This window comes from Nonomuraea phyllanthi (assembly GCF_006334985.2).
In the GTDB taxonomy this organism is placed as follows: Bacteria; Actinomycetota; Actinomycetes; order Streptosporangiales; family Streptosporangiaceae; genus Nonomuraea; species Nonomuraea phyllanthi.
This window is the reverse complement of sequence record NZ_VDLX02000011.1, coordinates 364253-380472: the sequence shown is the minus strand read 5'-3', so window position 1 is coordinate 380472 and position 16220 is coordinate 364253. Positions and strand designations below refer to the sequence as shown.

16 protein-coding genes are annotated in these 16220 nt (G+C 71.5%); 8 read left to right on the top strand and 8 right to left on the bottom strand.

Annotated features, from left to right (window positions below; translation table 11 throughout):
* Positions 1-1618 (bottom strand): phosphoketolase (locus tag FH608_RS29390; protein WP_139633847.1); only part of this gene is annotated, 1618 nt, incomplete at its 3' end.
* A gap of 69 nt (positions 1619-1687) precedes the next feature.
* Positions 1688-3388, bottom strand: a complete 1701-nt coding sequence (locus FH608_RS29385) for a sensor histidine kinase (protein ID WP_139633846.1) — start codon at positions 3386-3388, stop codon at positions 1688-1690.
* Positions 3389-3503: 115 nt separating this feature from the next.
* On the opposite strand from FH608_RS29385, the gene FH608_RS29380 reads away from it, so the two are divergent.
* Positions 3504-4145 carry a response regulator gene (locus FH608_RS29380; RefSeq protein ID WP_139633845.1) on the top strand — a complete coding sequence of 214 codons (642 nt, stop codon included), beginning with the start codon at positions 3504-3506 and terminating at the stop codon, positions 4143-4145.
* 91 nt (positions 4146-4236) lie between these two features.
* Here the strand turns inward: FH608_RS29380 and FH608_RS29375 are convergent, their stop codons facing one another.
* Positions 4237-4815: a TetR/AcrR family transcriptional regulator gene (locus FH608_RS29375; RefSeq protein ID WP_139633844.1), complete on the bottom strand. Its 579-nt coding sequence runs from the start codon at positions 4813-4815 to the stop codon at positions 4237-4239.
* A gap of 62 nt (positions 4816-4877) precedes the next feature.
* Here FH608_RS29375 and FH608_RS29370 point away from each other — a divergent pair, with 62 nt between their 5' ends.
* The gene (locus FH608_RS29370) at positions 4878-5723 is read left to right on the top strand and encodes an oxidoreductase (protein WP_139633843.1); all 846 of its coding nucleotides are present in this window, start codon (positions 4878-4880) and stop codon (positions 5721-5723) included.
* A gap of 67 nt (positions 5724-5790) precedes the next feature.
* Here FH608_RS29370 and FH608_RS29365 read toward each other — a convergent pair whose 3' ends face one another.
* Entirely contained in the window at positions 5791-6447 is a 657-nt protein-coding gene (locus FH608_RS29365; protein WP_139633842.1) for a CBS domain-containing protein, read from the bottom strand.
* Between the two features lie 90 nt (positions 6448-6537).
* Positions 6538-6732 (bottom strand): universal stress protein, encoded by a 195-nt coding sequence (locus tag FH608_RS29360; protein WP_139633841.1) that lies wholly within the window; start codon positions 6730-6732, stop codon positions 6538-6540.
* Between the two features lie 28 nt (positions 6733-6760).
* Between FH608_RS29360 and FH608_RS29355 the strand changes: the two genes are divergently transcribed.
* A complete protein-coding gene (locus FH608_RS29355; RefSeq protein ID WP_317135589.1) occupies positions 6761-6967 on the top strand; it encodes a respiratory nitrate reductase subunit gamma in 207 nt (68 codons plus the stop codon).
* Between the two features lie 82 nt (positions 6968-7049).
* Here the strand turns inward: FH608_RS29355 and FH608_RS29350 are convergent, their stop codons facing one another.
* Positions 7050-7580, bottom strand: a complete 531-nt coding sequence (locus tag FH608_RS29350) for a DoxX family membrane protein (RefSeq protein WP_139633840.1) — start codon at positions 7578-7580, stop codon at positions 7050-7052.
* 241 nt (positions 7581-7821) lie between these two features.
* Here FH608_RS29350 and FH608_RS29345 point away from each other — a divergent pair, with 241 nt between their 5' ends.
* From FH608_RS29345 to FH608_RS29330, 4 genes are all read left to right on the top strand, one after another.
* Positions 7822-10371 (top strand): cation-translocating P-type ATPase, encoded by a 2550-nt coding sequence (locus FH608_RS29345; RefSeq protein ID WP_226900015.1) that lies wholly within the window; start codon positions 7822-7824, stop codon positions 10369-10371.
* A gap of 122 nt (positions 10372-10493) precedes the next feature.
* Positions 10494-11210 carry an HAD family hydrolase gene (locus tag FH608_RS29340; protein WP_139633839.1) on the top strand — a complete coding sequence of 239 codons (717 nt, stop codon included), beginning with the start codon at positions 10494-10496 and terminating at the stop codon, positions 11208-11210.
* A 151-nt stretch (positions 11211-11361) separates the two neighbouring features.
* A complete protein-coding gene (locus FH608_RS29335) occupies positions 11362-12033 on the top strand; it encodes a LacI family DNA-binding transcriptional regulator (protein WP_226900014.1) in 672 nt (223 codons plus the stop codon).
* 29 nt (positions 12034-12062) lie between these two features.
* Positions 12063-13844, top strand: a complete 1782-nt coding sequence (locus FH608_RS29330) for an RICIN domain-containing protein (RefSeq protein WP_226900013.1) — start codon at positions 12063-12065, stop codon at positions 13842-13844.
* A gap of 193 nt (positions 13845-14037) precedes the next feature.
* Here FH608_RS29330 and FH608_RS29325 read toward each other — a convergent pair whose 3' ends face one another.
* Positions 14038-14427, bottom strand: coding sequence for a hypothetical protein (locus FH608_RS29325; protein WP_193318690.1), 390 nt, complete (start codon positions 14425-14427; stop codon positions 14038-14040).
* A gap of 76 nt (positions 14428-14503) precedes the next feature.
* Positions 14504-15349 carry an enoyl-CoA hydratase/isomerase family protein gene (locus FH608_RS29320; protein WP_139633838.1) on the bottom strand — a complete coding sequence of 282 codons (846 nt, stop codon included), beginning with the start codon at positions 15347-15349 and terminating at the stop codon, positions 14504-14506.
* Positions 15350-15473: 124 nt separating this feature from the next.
* Between FH608_RS29320 and FH608_RS29315 the strand changes: the two genes are divergently transcribed.
* Positions 15474-16073 carry a TetR/AcrR family transcriptional regulator gene (locus FH608_RS29315; RefSeq protein ID WP_139633837.1) on the top strand — a complete coding sequence of 200 codons (600 nt, stop codon included), beginning with the start codon at positions 15474-15476 and terminating at the stop codon, positions 16071-16073.
* Positions 16074-16220 lie beyond the last annotated feature (147 nt).

Below are 16220 nucleotides of genomic sequence, written 5' to 3'. Positions count from 1 at the left end.
TGGCGTCCGGCGGCAGGTAGACCCGCACCACGGACGCCTTCTTGTTGAGCACCACGTCGAGGAAGCCGGGGTCCTGGTGGCTGAAGCCGTTGTGGTCCTGGCGCCACACGTGCGACGACAGCAGGTAGTTGAGCGAGGCGACCGGCCGCCGCCAGGGGATCCGCTTCGAGGCCTCCAGCCATTTGGCGTGCTGGTTGAACATGGCGTCGATGATGTGGACGAACGCCTCGTAGCAGTTGAACAGCCCGTGCCGGCCGGTCAGCAGGTAGCCCTCCAGCCAGCCCTGGCACAGGTGCTCGCTCAGCACCTCCATGACCCGGCCACCGGCCGCGAGGTGCTCGTCGGTGGGTTCGATCCCGGCGTTCCAGGCGCGCGTGGTGGTCTCGAAGACGGCCTGCAGCCGGTTGGAGGCGGTCTCGTCCGGGCCCATCAGCCGGAAGGTGTGCGGGTTGGCGGCGATCACGTCGCGCAGGAACGCGCCCAGCACCCGGGTCGGCTCGCTCGACTCCGCGGCCGGTGTCTTGACCTGCACCGCGTACTCGCGGAAGTCGGGCAGCCGCAGCGGGGCGAGCAGTTCGCCGCCGTTGGCGTGGGGGCTGGCGCTCATCCGCAGCGGCCCTTCCGGCACCGCCCGCAGCACGGCGGGCACCGGGCGCCCATCGGCGTCGAACAACTCCTCCGGCCGGTACGAGCGCATCCACGCCTCCAGCATCGCCAGATGCTCGGGGTTGTCGCGGACGCCGGACAGCGGCACCTGGTGGGCCCGCCACGTGCCCTCGACGGGCAGGCCGTCGACCTCGCGCGGCCCCGTCCAGCCCTTCGGCGTCCGCAGGACGATCATGGGGAGGCGGCCGGCACGGCCCTCCTTGTAGGCGGCGATCTCGTCGAAGACGGTGTCGAGGGTGGCGGCCATCTCCTCGTGCGAGGGGCCGACGACGTGCGGGCGGTAGCCGTACCCCTCCATGAGTTTGAGCAGTTCGGCCTCGGGGATGCGGGCCAGCACGGTCGGGTTGGCGATCTTGTAGCCGTTCAGGTGCAGGATCGGCAGCACCACGCCGTCACGGTACGGGTCGAGCAGCTTGTTGGAGTGCCAGCTCGTGGCCAGCGGACCGGTCTCGGCCTCGCCGTCGCCCACGACGCACGCCACGACCAGGTCCGGGTTGTCGAACGCGGCGCCGTACGCGTGCGCCAGCGAGTACCCCAGCTCCCCGCCCTCGTGGATGGAGCCCGGCGTCTCCGGGGCGACGTGGCTCGGGACGCCGCCGGGGAAGGAGAACTGCCGGAACAGCCGCCGCATGCCCTCGACGTCCTGCGAGACCTCGGGGTACCTCTCCGAGTAGGAGCCCTCCAGCCAGGCGTGCGCCACCGCCGCGGGGCCGCCGTGGCCGGGGCCCGCGATGTAGATCATGTTCTGGCCTCGCTCGCCGATGATCCGGTTGAGGTGAGCGAAGACGAAGGTGAGGCCGGGGGTGGTGCCCCAGTGGCCGAGCAGGCGCGGTTTGATGTGCTCGGGTCGCAGCGGCTCGGTGAGCAGGGGGTTGTCCAGCAGGTAGATCTGCCCCACCGACAGGTAGTTGGCGGCACGCCAGTACGCGTCGATCGTCCGTGTCGTCGTCATAATCACGATGATTTCCGGCACACCGCCCCCGGCCTAGGGGCCTTGGTCCCCAAGCTCCCGAGTCCAACCTCACAAGGGGATCTTCCAGCACAGCCGCGTGCCACCCTCGCCGGGAGACTCCAGCCGCGCGGTGCCGCCCAGACGGGCGGCCCGTTCCTCGATGTTGCGCAGGCCGCTCCGGCGACCCCCCTCGCCCGTGCCGATGCCGTCATCGGTGACCATCAGGGTGAGGCCCGCGCTGCCGACCTCGACGGACACCTCTGCCCGGGTGGCGTGGGAGTGGCGGACCACGTTGGACAGGGCCTCGCGCAGCACCGCCAGCACGTGCTCGGCGGCCCGCTCCGGCACAAGGGTGTCGATCTGCCCCTCCATCCGCAGACCCGGCATGAACCCCAGGTGACTGCCCGCGCCCTCCACCAGGCCCACGATCTGCCCGCGCAGGCTCGGCGCGGCATCGTCGTGCGCTCCCTGCAGGGCGAAGATGGACGAGCGGATCTGCCGGATGGTCTCGTCCAGCTCGTCGATCGCGTGCTGCACCCGCTTGGACGCCTCCGGCCGCTCCACCAGCCGGACCGTGCTCATCAACGTCATCGCGGTCGCGAACAGCCGCTGGATGACCACGTCGTGCAGGTCCCTGGCGATCCGGTCACGGTCCTCCAGCAGGCCGAGCCGCTCCGCGTCCCGCCGCGCCTCGGCCAGCTCCAGAGCGATCGCCGCCTGTCCGGCGAACGCCTGCAGCATCTGCCGGGTGGCCGCGCTGAACGGCAGCCGCCCGCTGCGCTTCGCCAGCACCAGCACGCCCCGTACGGCCGGCGCGGCTCCCAGCGGGACCATCAGCCCCGGGCCGAAGCCGGCTCGCCGCAGGGGCGAGCCCGGGTGGGAGACACTCTGCAGGTCGGGGCTGGACGTCGGCTCCCCTCGGGTGAACGCGGCGCCCGCGAGCGTGGCCGACACGTCGAAGGCGGCCTCGGCCAGGATCTCCGCGCCCTCACCCTCGGCGACCTCCACCAGGAGGGCCTGCCCGTCGGCGTCCGGCAGCATCACCAGCGCCAGGTCCGCGTCGCTCATCTGGCGGGCCCGCGCGGCCACCACCGACAGCACCTCCCGCGGGTCCGCGCCGGACAGCAGGCTCGTGGTCACCTCCGAGGACGCCTGCAGCCACGTCTCGCGACCGCGCGACTCCTCGTACAGGCGGGCGTTCTCCACCGCGACGCCGGCGGCGGTGGCCAGCGCGACCACCACGGCCTCGTCCTCCTCGTCGAACTCGCCGCCGCCGCGCTTCTCCGTCAGGTACAGGTTGCCGAACACTTCGTCGCGCACCCGGATCGGCACGCCCAGGAAGGTGCCCATCGGCGGGTGGCCGGGCGGGAACCCGTAGGACTCCGGATGGTCGGAGATCCGGCCCAGCCTGAGCGGCCGGGCGTCCTTGATCAGCAGGCCGAGCAGCCCCAGCCCGTGCGGCCAGTGCTCGATCCTGGCGATCTCCTCCTCGCTCAGCCCGACCGGGATGAACTGCAGGAGCGTGTTGTCCTGCCCCACCACGCCGAGCGCGCCGTAACTGGCGTCCACCAGCGTCGTCGCGGTCTCGACGATGCGCCGCAGCACCGTCGGCAGGTCGAGATCACTGCCGACCGACACCACGGCCTCCAGCAGCGCGTGCACCCGGTCCCGGGTGGCCAGCACGGCGTTCAGCCGGACCTGCAGCTCCGCCAGCAGCTCATCGAGCCGCATCTGCGGCAGCAGCGGGCTGCGTTCATCCTCCACGCTCATCCTCCACGCCGATCAGTGTCGCACCCGGGCGACAGGCTGCCTAGCGCGATCGGGCTGCGCGGCCCGCGAACCTTCGTCCTGTCGCGCATGCCGCCGCTTCGGTAGCGTCGGAGACATGATTCGTGTGTTCCTCCTCGACGACCACGAGGTCGTCCGCCGAGGCGTCGCCGCCCTGCTGGACTCCGAGGACGACATCGAGGTGATCGGGGAGGCGGGCACGGCCGAGTCGGCGATCGCGCGCATCCCGGCGCTCGAGCCGGACGTGGCGGTGCTGGACGTGCGGCTCCCCGACGGCAACGGCGTGGACGTGTGCCGCGAGGTGCGCTCGCGGGTGCCGGGGCTGGCGTGCCTGATGCTGACCTCGTTCGCCGACGACGACGCGCTGTTCGACGCGGTGATGGCCGGCGCCGCCGGTTACGTGCTCAAGCAGATCCACGGCTCCGACCTGGTGGGCGCCGTCCGCACGGTCGCGTCGGGGCAGTCGCTGCTCGACCCGCGGACCACGGCGGCCATGTTGCAGCGGCTGCGCGAGCAGGCCACCAGGAAGGATCCGCTGGCCGCGCTGACCGAGCAGGAGCGGCACATCCTCGACCTCATCGGGGAGGGGCTGACCAACCGGCAGATCGGCGAGCGCATGTTCCTGGCCGAGAAGACGGTCAAGAACTACGTCTCGAACCTGCTGGCCAAGCTCGACATGCAGCGCCGCACCCAGGCCGCCGCCCTGGCGGCGCGGCTGCGAGCCGAGCGCGGGCAGTGACGGCCGGCCGGCGGGACCGACGCGCCGCCGGCCCGTAGCCCCGGCGTCGTCGCCGGCAGGACGCCCGGGAGGCGTCTCGCGCCCCCGGGCCCTACTCGTGGACCAGGAGGGAGATCGCGTCGTCGATGAGGGAGTCGCCGTCCTCCGCGGAGATGCGGCGGGCGCTGACGAGGGACGCGATTCCCTGCATGACGGCGGCGAAGAGCAACTGCAGCCGGTACGGGTCCTGGGCTTTGAGCACTCCGGCCTCGGTGCTGCGCTCGATCAGGTCACCGATGGCCGCGAAGAGCCGCCCCGAGGCCGCGTGCAGCCCTTCGGGAGCGTCGCCGTTCTTCGCGGTGAACATGAGGTCAAGGAGCGCGGCGTCCGTCACGGCGAAGCGCACGTAGGAGATCGCGATGGCGCGGAAACGCTGCTTGTAGCCCTCGGCGTCGGAGGCGATCACCGCCTCCACGTCATCGGCGAGGCGGTTGAAGCCTCGCTCGGCGAGCGCGTCGAGGAGTGACTGCCGGTCGATGAAGTGACTCCGGGGTGCGCCATGACTGACGCCGGCCTTCCGTGCCAGCTCACGCAGCGACAGCGCGTCGATGCCGCCCTCGCGCAGCGTCTGCTCGGCCTGGTCGAGCAGGACGGCTCGTAGGTTGCCGTGATGGAAGGGTTTCTGGGTCACTCCCTCAGCCTATCTCGAACTAGACGTTGCCTAGAAACTAGGCAACGTCTAGTGTCACTGTCATGACCCCCGACCTCACAGGCAAGACAGTCATCGTCACCGGCGCGAACAGCGGCATCGGGCTCGCCACCGCCAGAGCACTCGCCGGATACGGCGCGCGCGTCGTCTTCGCGGTGCGCAACACCGCGAAGGGCGGAAGCGCCGCCTCGACGGCGCCCGGCCTCACCGAGGTGCGCCACCTGGATCTGGCCGATCTGGCGTCGATCCGCCGCTTCGCCGCCGACTGGCGGGGCCCGATCCACCTGCTGGTCAACAACGCGGGCACCTCGGCTCCCGAACTCGAGAGGACCGCCGACGGATTCGAGCTGCACTTCGGAACCAACCACCTCGGCCCGTTCGCCCTGACGAACCTGCTCCTGCCCCACGTCACCGGACGCGTGGTCTCTCTGTCGTCACAGGCGGAGCGAATGGGCAGGATCAACCTCGACGATCTCAACTGGGAACGCACCCGCTACCGACAGTCCGGCGCCTATGCGACGTCGAAGCTGGCGAACGTGCTGTTCTCCTCCGAGCTGCAACGCCGGCTCAACGCCGCCGGGTCGGCGGTGCTGGCGGTCGCGGCGCACCCCGGCTTCGTCGCCACGAACATCTACGACCGGGCGTCCGGGCTCGGCACCAGGCTGATGCTCCGCCTGTTCGCCCAGACCCCGGAGGAGGGCGCCCTGCCGGTGCTGCATGCCGCCACCGGGAACGTCCCCGGTGACAGCTTCATCGGACCGGAACACTGGCTGCACATGCGTGGCGGTGCCGAACCGATCGGCCGGTCCAGGACCGCGCAGGACACGGAGCTCGCCCGGCGGCTCTGGGACGCCTCGGAGAAGCTCACCGGCGTGTCGTTCTGCCTCTAGGATCCGCACCGGTGCGGGCCTCACCGCGAGGGCGGACCGGCGGATCGAGCACGACTCGACACGCGCCCTAGAGCAGCGGCGGGACGGTGATGAGGTCGTCGACGTCGGCGGCCACGTCGCACACGACGTCCACGACGCCCTCGACGTTGCGGACGGCCTCGGTGAGGGCGAGGGCCTGTGACCGCCGCCGCACCCGCCCGCCGATCCTCACCACGCCCGCGTCGATCTCTATGGTGAACGGGCCCAGCTCGGAGAGCTCGGCCCGGATGTCGGCCTCCAGCTCCGCGGCGGAGCGGGTGAAGACGCGCAGCACGTCCCGCTGGTGCAGGGTGCCCGCGATCCGTCCCGTGACCACGTCGATCACGGGCAGTTGCTTGATGTGGTGGGCATGCATCAGCCGGGCCGCGTCGCGCACGCTGGTGCCCGGGGTGACGGTGATCGCCGGAGAGGTCATCAGCTGCGCCGCCGTGACGCCCGCCGCCTTGTCGTGGTCGCGCCGCCGGCTGCGGGACTCGAACATCGACACGCCGTGGCGTACCGTGTCGATCTCCTTGAGCAGCAGGTCGTCCTCCGACACCACGCCCACCGGGCGGCGGTCGGCGTCGACCACGGTGACCGCGCCCACCGCGAACCGCTTCATCGCGGCCACGATGTCGGCGAACGACGCGTCCGCCAGCACCGCGATGGCCACCCGTCCCATGACGTCCTTGACTTCGATCGGCATGAACATCCTCCTCGCTTCCGCGTCCCACGCTCCCGTACGGCGGCCCGCCCGGTCAGCGGCGAACGTCCCCGATGACCGGGCCGAAGGTCCTCACGAGCGGACCACCGCCACCGGGCACTCGGTGTGGCCCAGCACGCCCCGGCTGACCGAGCCGAGCAGCGCCGCCCCCACAGGGCCGCCCCCGTGCGAGCCCACGACCAGCAGGTCGGCTCGCTCGGCCGCCGCGGTGAGCGCGTCCACCGGCCGCGCGCACCGCACGTCCTCGACGACCGTAGGCCAGGGCATCTTCTTCCTCCGGCCGGAACCCGCCCTGATGGCGGGCGCGCCCCCGCTGTTCCAGCTGCACGCGCTCAGCGCGCCGGTGCTGTTCGCGATCTGGCCGTTCACCCGGCTGGTGCACCTGCTGACCGCACCTGTCGGCTACCTCACCCGGCCGTACATCGTCTACCGCAGCAGGGTCTACCGCAGCAGGGACGAGCGGCGCTCCACCGCCCGGCGCGGCTGGGAGCCGTCACGCTGACGAGCCTGGCCTCCACCGTCTCTGCTCGTCCTGGACAGCGATCCGCCCACCCTGGGGGCAGGGTGGGCGGAAGCCTGGAGCGCTACCTGAGCCACGGGGTACGCCGGACGAGGGGCATGCCGCCGAGTCCGAGGGTGCTGCCGGCGCCGGCGAGGGCCAGGCCGATGAGGACGATCGCGTAGATGAGGTGCTCGTCCATGAAGGGGTTGGTGTCCAGGGGCAGCTCCGCGGCCCACATGAGCAGCAGCATCGCGCTCCCGGCACCGGCGGCGATGCGGGTGCCGGCACCGAGGGCGAGGGCCAGGCCGATGCCGAGCAGGCCGGCCATGAACAGCCAGTCCACCCACGCCTGACCGGCCAGGGTCGAGAAGAAGCCGCCGAGGGCGTGCTCGCCGGTCCCCTTGAGGAAGCCGGTCGTCGGGCTGCCGCCGTTGATCCAGGCCTTGGCCGCCGGGGTGGCGAAGCCCCAGCCGAACGTCTTGTCCAGGAAGGCCCACAGGAAGATCCAGCCGATCGAGATCCGGGCGACGGCCCAGACGTAGTCGACCGGGGCCTTCCGCGCCGCCTTGTCCACGCTGGTCCGCATCACCGGCCTGTTGATGGTGGTGGCCATGACGGGCCTCCCTTTCCGGTTCCGTCGTGCGTCCTTGTCTCACCTCCATCACACCGTTCGCGGCCGCCCGCGATCAGTGCCGTACGGCCCGCGGCGCGGGGACCTTGGTCATCTCCCCGTGCGCATGGGAAAGGACCTACGTCCCTGTTACCGGCGACGTGAACGCGCGAAGACTTGGAAGCGGAACAGCCCTGGGTACGTGTCCACCGACCGGAGGACGACGAACACGGAGGACGTGACGGTGACGCCATTGTCTGGGCTGTCGTCGGCGGAGGCGGCCTCGCGGCTCGCGCGGGACGGCGCCAACGTGCTCCCGCGCAAGCCGCCCGTTCCCTTGTGGCGCCGGATCGCCACGCAGCTACGCGACCCGCTCATCATCGTCCTGCTCATCGCGGCGGTCCTCACCGTCACCACGGGCGACTGGGCCGACGCCGCCGTGATCATGCTGGTGATCGTCGTCAACACCACCGTCGGGGTGGTGCAGGAGATCCGCGCCGATCGAGCGATCACGGCCCTGGCACAGCTGGCGAGCCCGGAGGCGCGCGTGGTCCGCGACGGCCGCCAGCGGCAGATCCCCTCCGGCGAGGTGGTCGTGGGAGACCTGCTGATCCTGGCCGAGGGCGACATCGTCCCCGCCGACGCCGAGGTGAGCGAGTCGGCGGCCCTGCTCGTCGACGAGTCGGCCCTGACGGGTGAGTCGGTGCCGGTGGACAAGCCCGCGGGCGAAACGGTCTCCTCCGGCACCGTCGTCGTGCGCGGGCGCGGCCGGGCGGAGGTCACCGCCATCGGGACGGCGAGCGCCGGCGGCCGCATCGCGTCCCTGATGGTCGAGGAGACCGGCCCGACCCCGCTGCAACGCCGCCTGATGGGAGTCGGCCGGCTGCTGGCCGGCGTCGCCGTGCTGCTGTCGGCGGTGGTCCTGGCCCTGGGGCTGGTGCGCGGGCAACCGGTGGAGCTGATGGTGGTCACCGCCATCAGCCTGGTGGTCGCCGCCGTACCCGAGTCCCTGCCCGCCGTCGTGACGCTCAGCCTGGCACTGGGAGCACGCCGGATGGCCGCGCGCAACGCCCTCGTCCGCAGGCTGCCCGCCGTGGAGACCCTCGGCTCGGTGACCACCCTGGCCACCGACAAGACCGGCACCCTGACCGAGGGCCGGATGGTGGCCCGCCACCTGTGGACCCCGGAGGCGCAGGCCACGGTCAGCGGCAGCGGCTACGCGCCCGAGGGCCAGGTCACCGGCGAGCGGCCCGTCGATCCCCGCGCCTTCAACGCGCTGCTGACGGCGGCGGTGCTCTGCAACGACGCCCGGCTCTCGCCCCCGCGGGACGCACAGGGGGAATGGACGGCGCTGGGCGACCCCACGGAGGCGGCCCTGCTCGCCGCGGCCGCCAAGCTCGGCCTCGACCGCGAGGACGTGCAGGCCCGCTTCCCCCGCGTGGCCGAACTGCCCTTCGACAGCGACCGCAAGCGCATGAGCTCCGTGCATCTCCTCCCCGGCGGCGGCGCCCGGCTGATCTGCAAGGGCGCGCCGGAAGCGCTGCTCCACCACCCCGTTCTGGTCGACGACCCGGAACTGCTCGCCCGTGCCGCCGCGCGAGCCGACCGGTTCGCCCGAGCCGGGTACCGGGTGCTGGCGGTCGCGAGCGCGGATCTCGACGCCGCGCCCTCGGCGATCCAGGAGAGCGGCCTGTCGCTGCTCGGGCTGATCGCGATCCTGGACCCGCCACGACCGGCGGCCGCCACCGCCGTCGCCGACTGCAGGCGGGCCGGCATCAGGCCCATCCTCATCACCGGCGACCATCCGGGCACCGCCCGCGCCATCGCCACCGAGCTGGGCATCATCTCCGGCGGTGACCGGGTCGTCGACTGCCGCGAGCCCGGCGCCCTCGATCAGGGCCGGGCCGGCGTCTACGCGCGCGCCACGCCCGAGCAGAAGCTCGACATCATCCAGAGCCTGCAGGCCCAGGGCGGCGTCCTGGCCATGACCGGCGACGGGGTCAACGACGGCCCCGCGCTGCGCCGCGCCGACATCGGCGTGGCCATGGGCAGACGCGGCACCGAGGTCGCGCGGCAGGCGGCGAACCTCGTCCTCGCCGACGACAATCTCGACACCGTCGTCACGGCCGTCGAAGAGGGCCGCCGGGTGTACGCCAACATCCGCCGCTTCCTGGTCTACGGCCTGTCCGGCGGCGCGGCCGAGATCGCCGTGATGCTGCTGGGCCCGTTCGCCGGACTCCCGCTGCCGCTGCTGCCCGCCCAGATCCTGTGGATCAACCTGCTCACCCACGGCCTGCCCGGAGTGGCCCTGGGCGGCGAGCCCACCGTGCCGGGAGCCATGGCCGGCCCGCCCCGGCCACCCACGCAGAGCATCCTCGGCGCGGGCCTGTGGCAGCGGGTCATCCGGATCGCCGTCGTGCTCACCGCCGTCACCCTCGGCGTCGCCGTCTGGGCCTCGCTCACCGGGCGGCCGTGGCAGAGCATGGCCTTCTTCGCTCTCGGCGCCACCCAGCTCGGCGTCGCGCTGGGCTCGCGAACCCGGCCGCGATCGCTGGCCAACCCCATGCTGCTGCTCGCCGCCGCCGGCGCGTTCGTCCTGCAACTGGCGGCCCTGTACGTGCCACCGCTGCGCCAGCTGCTCAGCACGGAACCCCTGAACGCCGGCGACCTGCTGATCGTCACGGCGCTGTCCGCCCTCGGCTATGCCGCCGCGCGCCTCGACCGGATCCTGCACCCGTCCCCCCGCCCCCAAGGACTTGCAGCGGAGCAGCCCGGTCCTCGCCAGGCCCCCTGACCGCCCTCCCAGGTCGTCCTCGCCGGTGCGGTGGGCCTGGAAGGTCGTCCGCGTCTGACAGGCCGGCGGTCGTGGCGTCGTTCGGTCGTGGCGTCGTTAGGGTGGCGGATGTGATTCGCGCGGTGGTGATCGATGTGGACGACACGCTCTGCCTGACCGAGGCGGCGTGCTTCGAGCTGGAGAACGACGTTCTGGCGCGGCTCGGCCGGGAGCCGATGTCCCGGGCGGCGCATCTGTCCACGTGGGGGCTGCCGCTGCTGGAGGCGATGCCGCGGCGTTCGCCGGGCGTCGATCTCGCGGCGTTCGCCGACGTCTACCGGGAGGTGCTCGCGGAGTACGTGGCCGACGGCCGGCTGGATGCGGTCGCGCCGGAGAACCTGCGGGCGCTCGACGATCTCGCCGCCGCGGGTCGCGGCGTGATGCTGCTGACCTCGCGGACCGAGGCGGAGGTGGCGCACCTGCTGGCGCCGGACCACGCGCTGACGGGCCGGCTCGACGGCGTCTATCACGCCGGCAACGTACGCTTCGGCAAGCCGGACGGCCGCGCGTTCGACGAGCTGCTGGCCGCGACCGGGCTGCAGCCCAGCCAGTGCGTGTACGTCGGCGACTCCCCCGGCGACGCCCAGGCCGCCAACGGCGCGGGGCTGGGTTTCATCGCCTGCATGCAGAGCGGCATCCGGCGGCGTACGGAGTTCGACGGGCATCGCGTGGACGCGTTCATCGACGCGTTTCCCGAGGTGGTGGAGGTCCTCGCCGACGTGGAGGTGCGCACCCGGGCGGGACGCGACCGCTGGTGTTCCGGCCTTGAGGCCGGGGGTGGAGCGGACCAGCCCGCGTAGCGGGGCAGGGAAAGGCGAATCGCCGCCTCCCTGGCCGGCGAGCACGGCCTCCGCCGGTCGCAGGCACGTGCCGGGGACGGACCCTCGCGAGGGCGGGCTCCTCCCACGTTCGGCCAGGAGCGAGTTACGGATGGGTGACGGACTCTTGACCATGACGCGTCAGGTGAACGGGACCGGCAGCGCCCGGATGCCGCGCAGTGTCGACGTGGCCCGCCTGGCCCGCGTCTCGCAGAAGACGGTGTCCCGGGTGTTCAACAACGAGCAGTACGTCTCGGACGAGGTACGCGGGCGCGTGCTCGCCGCGGCCGAGCACCTGGGCTACCGGCTGAACAACGCGGCGGGGGTGCACTACGACGAGTTCGGCAACCTCACGCGCGACCTGCCGGTGCGCGCCGCCCCCGGCTCGCCGCTCGACCTTCCCGAGGGTGCGAGCGCGACGTGCTGGGTGGACGGCCTCACCGTCCTCTCGGACGCCGACGTGCTGGCCACCTACGAGCACCCGCACTTCGGCCGCTGGCCGGCGATCACGACCCGCCGCCACGGCCGAGGCCGCGTCACCTACGTCGGCACCGTGCCGGGCCGCGCCCTCGCCCGCGCCCTGGCCCTGTGGCTGGCGCCGACCCCGGTGAGCGGCTGGTCCGGCCTGCCCGCCTCCGTCACCGCCGCGACCGGTACGTCCCCCGGCGGGCGCCGCGTCCACGTGGTGCACAACTGGAGCTGGGAACCCGCCCGCGTCCGGCCCCCGCTCCCCCTGTCCGACGCCCTCGCGGGTGCCCCGGTCCCCGCGGGACGTGCGGGTCCTCACCGTCTGGCCCTCCCCTGAAACGCCCCACACCCCCCACCGGAGGCACCATGAACATGCGGACCAGGGTGTTGACCGCCGGGTTGGCGGCCTTGCTGCTGATCCTGACGGCCCTGCCGGCTCAGGCCGTCAGCCCGACCCCGCGAACCCTCTACCAGCTGCCCGGCAACGCCCAGTGCACCAAGGGCTACGGCAACTGCGCCGGGGTTCCGAAGGCGGCGGCACTGCCGAACGGGCGCCTCGTCGCCGGGTTCGAGAAGGCGACGGTCGGCCCGTCCGGCACGGCGGTCGGCCAGGTCATCCCCGTGTACAAGAGCGACGACGACGGCACGACCTGGCAGTGGCTGTCGGACGTCCGGGCGCCGGCGTACCTGTCGAACGACCCCGCGTACGCCAGATACACCAGCAACTGGGCGAGCCCGTACTTCTACGTCCTGCCCCAGAACGTGGGCGGCCTGGCCGCGGGCACGCTGCTGCTGTCGACCGTGGTCACCGGCGAGGACGTCTACTACACCGAGCAGAAGGCGGCCGACCCCGACTGGGTGCCGACCAACGACGGCGACCGCCGCGACATGGCGATCGCCCTGTACGCCAGCACCGACCAGGGCGCGTCCTGGACCTTCCTCAACATCATCACCACCGGCGGCCGGCAGGGCGGCAGCGCCGGCGCCATCGGCCGGCGCATCGCCCGCGCGAACACGTACCAGCAGGTCGACCCGGTCTGGGAGCCGTACCTGATGGTGTACGGCAACCGGCTCGTCGCCTACTACTCCGACGAGAACGACTACACCGGCTACAACCCGTCCACGGGCGTCCTGACGATGCGGCCCGACAACGGCACGGTGGGAGACTCCCACGGACAGGTTCTCGCGCACCGCACCTGGAACGGCAACGCCACGAGCGGCTGGAGCGCGCCCGTGCTGGACGTGGCGGGCCTCACCCAGAACGTGGGCGGCGTCGGCCAGATCGGCGGCGGGCGTCCGGGCATGCCCAACGTGGTGCCCACCACCGACGGCCGATGGATGTTGACGTACGAGTACTTCGGCGGTGGCGACAACGTCCGCTACAAGATCTCGTCGAACCCGCTGACCTTCTTCGCCGTCGGGGGCGAGGCCGGAACCAACATCTCCGCCCTCCCCGTGACGTCCGGATCCCCGGCGCTCGTGACCGGTGGCAGCCCGGTGATCATCCGGCTTCCCGACGGCCGGTTGCTGTACAACGCCGCGGCCGGCGGCGACGTGTGGGTCAACCCGAGCGGCAGCAGCACGGGCGCCTGGACCCGGCAGCACACCACCATGCAGGGGGCATACTTCCGCAATCTGACACCCGTACCGCGCACCGGCCGGGTGCTGATCGTCGGCGGGTTCGACACCATCCGCCATGCCGACATCGACTTCGGACGCTCGGCAGGGGCCTACTACAAGCTGATCAACCGCAAGAGCGGCAAGGCCCTCGACGCCTACCGGGCCGACCTGCAAGATGGAGCCCAGCTCGTGCAATGGGCCGACAACGGCGGGTACAACCAGCACTGGCATGTCACCGACGTCGGCGGCGGCTACCGGACCCTGTTCAACCGCAACAGCGGCCGCATGGTGTCGATCTGGCAGACGAGCACCGCCGACGGGGCCAACGCCGTGCAATGGGTGGAGAACAACGGCGGCGACCAGCAATGGGAGCTGATACCGGCCGGCTCCTACTACAAGATCAGGGCGCGGCATTCCGGCAAGGTACTGAGCGTGTGGGAAGGCGCGACCACGGACGGCGCAAGGGTCGTGCAATGGACGGACAACGGCGGCCTCGACCAGCAGTGGCAGCTCGTTCCCGCGTCGTGATCGACCGCCCGCGGCACCCCAGTCCGGCGAGCCGGCAGCCCCGATGAACGGCTAGGGCCGGAGACGCACCTGCGCTCCGGCCCCCATTCCAAGGAATGCATGCGGAGGGTGTGGGGCGGGCGGCGGCCGAAGCCACCGCGAGACGGTCTGGCGGCGGGCCGCCGGCCCTGGGTGTCGAGGTGGCAGCGGGCGGTCAGGCGTCAGGGTCGACTTCGGGGTGCGTGAACCGCACGGGCTTGCCCAGCGACCGGGCGTAGGCGATTTCGGCTCGGGTGCTGTCTCCGATGTAGTCGCCGACCACGAGCACCTCATCAGCGAGCCGGATCTTCGCCCGGTGCAGATCGTCGAGTCGAGCCTTCAGCGCCTCGGCCTCGACAGGATCGGACCAGAGTTCGTGCGGCGACTTCATGTCACAGCCCGGTTTGACGACAATCCTTCCGGCCATGGTCTCCCGCAGATCGGCCTCGTTCATCTCGGTCATGAAGCGGGTGGAGCCGCAGATCACGACGATACGCGGGAGGCTCAACAGCTTCTTCGCGTCGGCGAGCTTCTCCTCGGGGGTGAGCAGTCGCGGGTATGACACTGGTTCCTCCTGGTGGTGTGGTCCATGGGGTGCCCGGGACCGCAGAGGTCGTATCCCACCGTGCGGACACCAGTCACTAGCCGAGGAGTTGGTCGGCGTGAATGCCATACATCTCGTGGGCGATGCCGAAGCCGAGATCCTGGGTGAGGCGCCGTTTCCAGGGCCGCTGGGCGATGGCGTGGGTGAAGCGGCGGGCGGTGCGGGGAGCCTTCATGATGGCTTCGGCCAGTTCCCAGGCGCGTGGCAGGAGACGGTCGGCGGGCAGCACCTCGTTGACCAGGCCGAGTTCGAGGGCTTGCCGGGCGTCGATGGGCTTGCCGGTGTAAAGATGGTAGGCGGCGCGCTTGGTGCCGAGGAGTTCCTGGAGGGTGAGCTGCTGCCCGTCGCCGGGCGCGACGCCGGCCGGCAGGTGCGGGTCGATGATGGTCGCGGTCTCGGTAGCCAGGGTGATGTCGCACAGCAGTGCGAACTCGGTGTGCGCGGAGCTGGGCCCGTTGATCGCCGCGATGGTGGGGATGTCGATGCCGAAGACGAAGTTCTCCAGCAGCTTGGTGGCGTCGTAGTAGGCGTGCTCGTAGGCGAAGTCCTTAGGGCGCGGGTTGTTCATCAGCTCGTTCGCCGGCTCCGCGGCATCGGCGGCGGTGGTCTCGGGGATGCCCAGCCACTGGTCGCCGGTGCCGGTGAGGATCAGCACCTCGTTGTCGGGGTCGTTGCCGATCTCCTGCCAGGCCTGGGCCCAGGCGTTGTGCACCGCGAAGTCGAATCGGGCTGGACCGCCGTCGGTGTGCATCCGCAGTTCGATGATCCCGTCACGGCGGCGCATGACGAAGTAGCGCGAGTATTTCTCGGCGTAGGTCTCGAACGCCGGCCGTGCCACGTAGCCTCCGGCCCTGGCATGCCACTCATCGAGTTCCTGGGGCATCTGTACATCTCCTCGCTGGCTCATGGACGTGTCCGTAGGTAAGCTTCGACCGTAACCGAAGCGGCGCTCCTATTATCCGTAGCGGTGCTTCGGTTAGCAAGTGCGCGACGAGAGAGAGCCTGAGATGAACGATGCAGACGCCTGGCCGACCGGTCTTCCGGTCCGCGCCGATGGCCGGCGCACCCACGAGCACCTTCTGGTCGCGGCTCAGAAGACGTTCGCCGAACAGGGGACCGACGCATCCCTACGGGAGGTGGCGCGCCGGGCGGGGGTCAGCATCGCGACCCTGTACCGACATTTCCCCACCCGGGAGGCACTGCTCCAGACGCTGCTGCAGCACGGGTTCGACAAGTTGCGCGCCCGGGCGGCGGACCTCATCGCCTCCCTCGACCCCGGCCAGGCCCTTGTTGCCTGGATACGGGAACTGGCCTTGGTATCGGCCCGCTACGACGGGCTGCCCGCCTCGGTCATGGCGGCGCTGCAGGATCCGGGATCAACCCTGCACTCCTCCTGTGCCGGACTCCGCGCCGCAGCCGACGACCTGCTGGCCCGCGCCCAGCGCTCCGGTCACATACGTGCCGACCTTGACGCCGACCAACTGCTCGCCGCGGTCAACGCCATGGCCTGGGCAACACGCCAGGCATCCTGGACAGCCGACGCCGGGGACCGGTTCCTATCACTCCTCATCGAGGGCCTGACAGCCCGCCCCATCCGGCCAACCTGATCTGTTTGCCATGACCGCGTTTCCGCACTCGCAGGTACTCGCCGATCGCGCACCGCCGGCAACGCCCAAGGCCTCGTTCAACGGGGTATCACTACAAGTGACCGGTGTCCGCACGGTGGGAACGGCATCCGTGGTCCCGGGCTCAGC

What these genes read in the sequence shown, in the direction of transcription:
- FH608_RS29380 (WP_139633845.1), top strand. Translation starts at nt 3,504, where the DNA reads ATGATTCGTGTGTTCCTCCTCGACGACCACGAGGTCGTCCGCCGAGGC.
- FH608_RS29355 (WP_317135589.1), top strand. Translation starts at nt 6,761, where the DNA reads ATGGCGGGCGCGCCCCCGCTGTTCCAGCTGCACGCGCTCAGCGCGCCG.
- FH608_RS29320 (WP_139633838.1), bottom strand. Translation starts at nt 15,349, where the DNA reads ATGCCCCAGGAACTCGATGAGTGGCATGCCAGGGCCGGAGGCTACGTG.
- FH608_RS29370 (WP_139633843.1), top strand. Translation starts at nt 4,878, where the DNA reads ATGACCCCCGACCTCACAGGCAAGACAGTCATCGTCACCGGCGCGAAC.
- FH608_RS29315 (WP_139633837.1), top strand. Translation starts at nt 15,474, where the DNA reads ATGAACGATGCAGACGCCTGGCCGACCGGTCTTCCGGTCCGCGCCGAT.
- FH608_RS29350 (WP_139633840.1), bottom strand. Translation starts at nt 7,580, where the DNA reads ATGGCCACCACCATCAACAGGCCGGTGATGCGGACCAGCGTGGACAAG.
- FH608_RS29335 (WP_226900014.1), top strand. Translation starts at nt 11,362, where the DNA reads ATGACGCGTCAGGTGAACGGGACCGGCAGCGCCCGGATGCCGCGCAGT.
- FH608_RS29360 (WP_139633841.1), bottom strand. Translation starts at nt 6,732, where the DNA reads ATGCCCTGGCCTACGGTCGTCGAGGACGTGCGGTGCGCGCGGCCGGTG.
- FH608_RS29365 (WP_139633842.1), bottom strand. Translation starts at nt 6,447, where the DNA reads ATGCCGATCGAAGTCAAGGACGTCATGGGACGGGTGGCCATCGCGGTG.
- FH608_RS29330 (WP_226900013.1), top strand. Translation starts at nt 12,063, where the DNA reads ATGAACATGCGGACCAGGGTGTTGACCGCCGGGTTGGCGGCCTTGCTG.
- FH608_RS29385 (WP_139633846.1), bottom strand. Translation starts at nt 3,388, where the DNA reads ATGAGCGTGGAGGATGAACGCAGCCCGCTGCTGCCGCAGATGCGGCTC.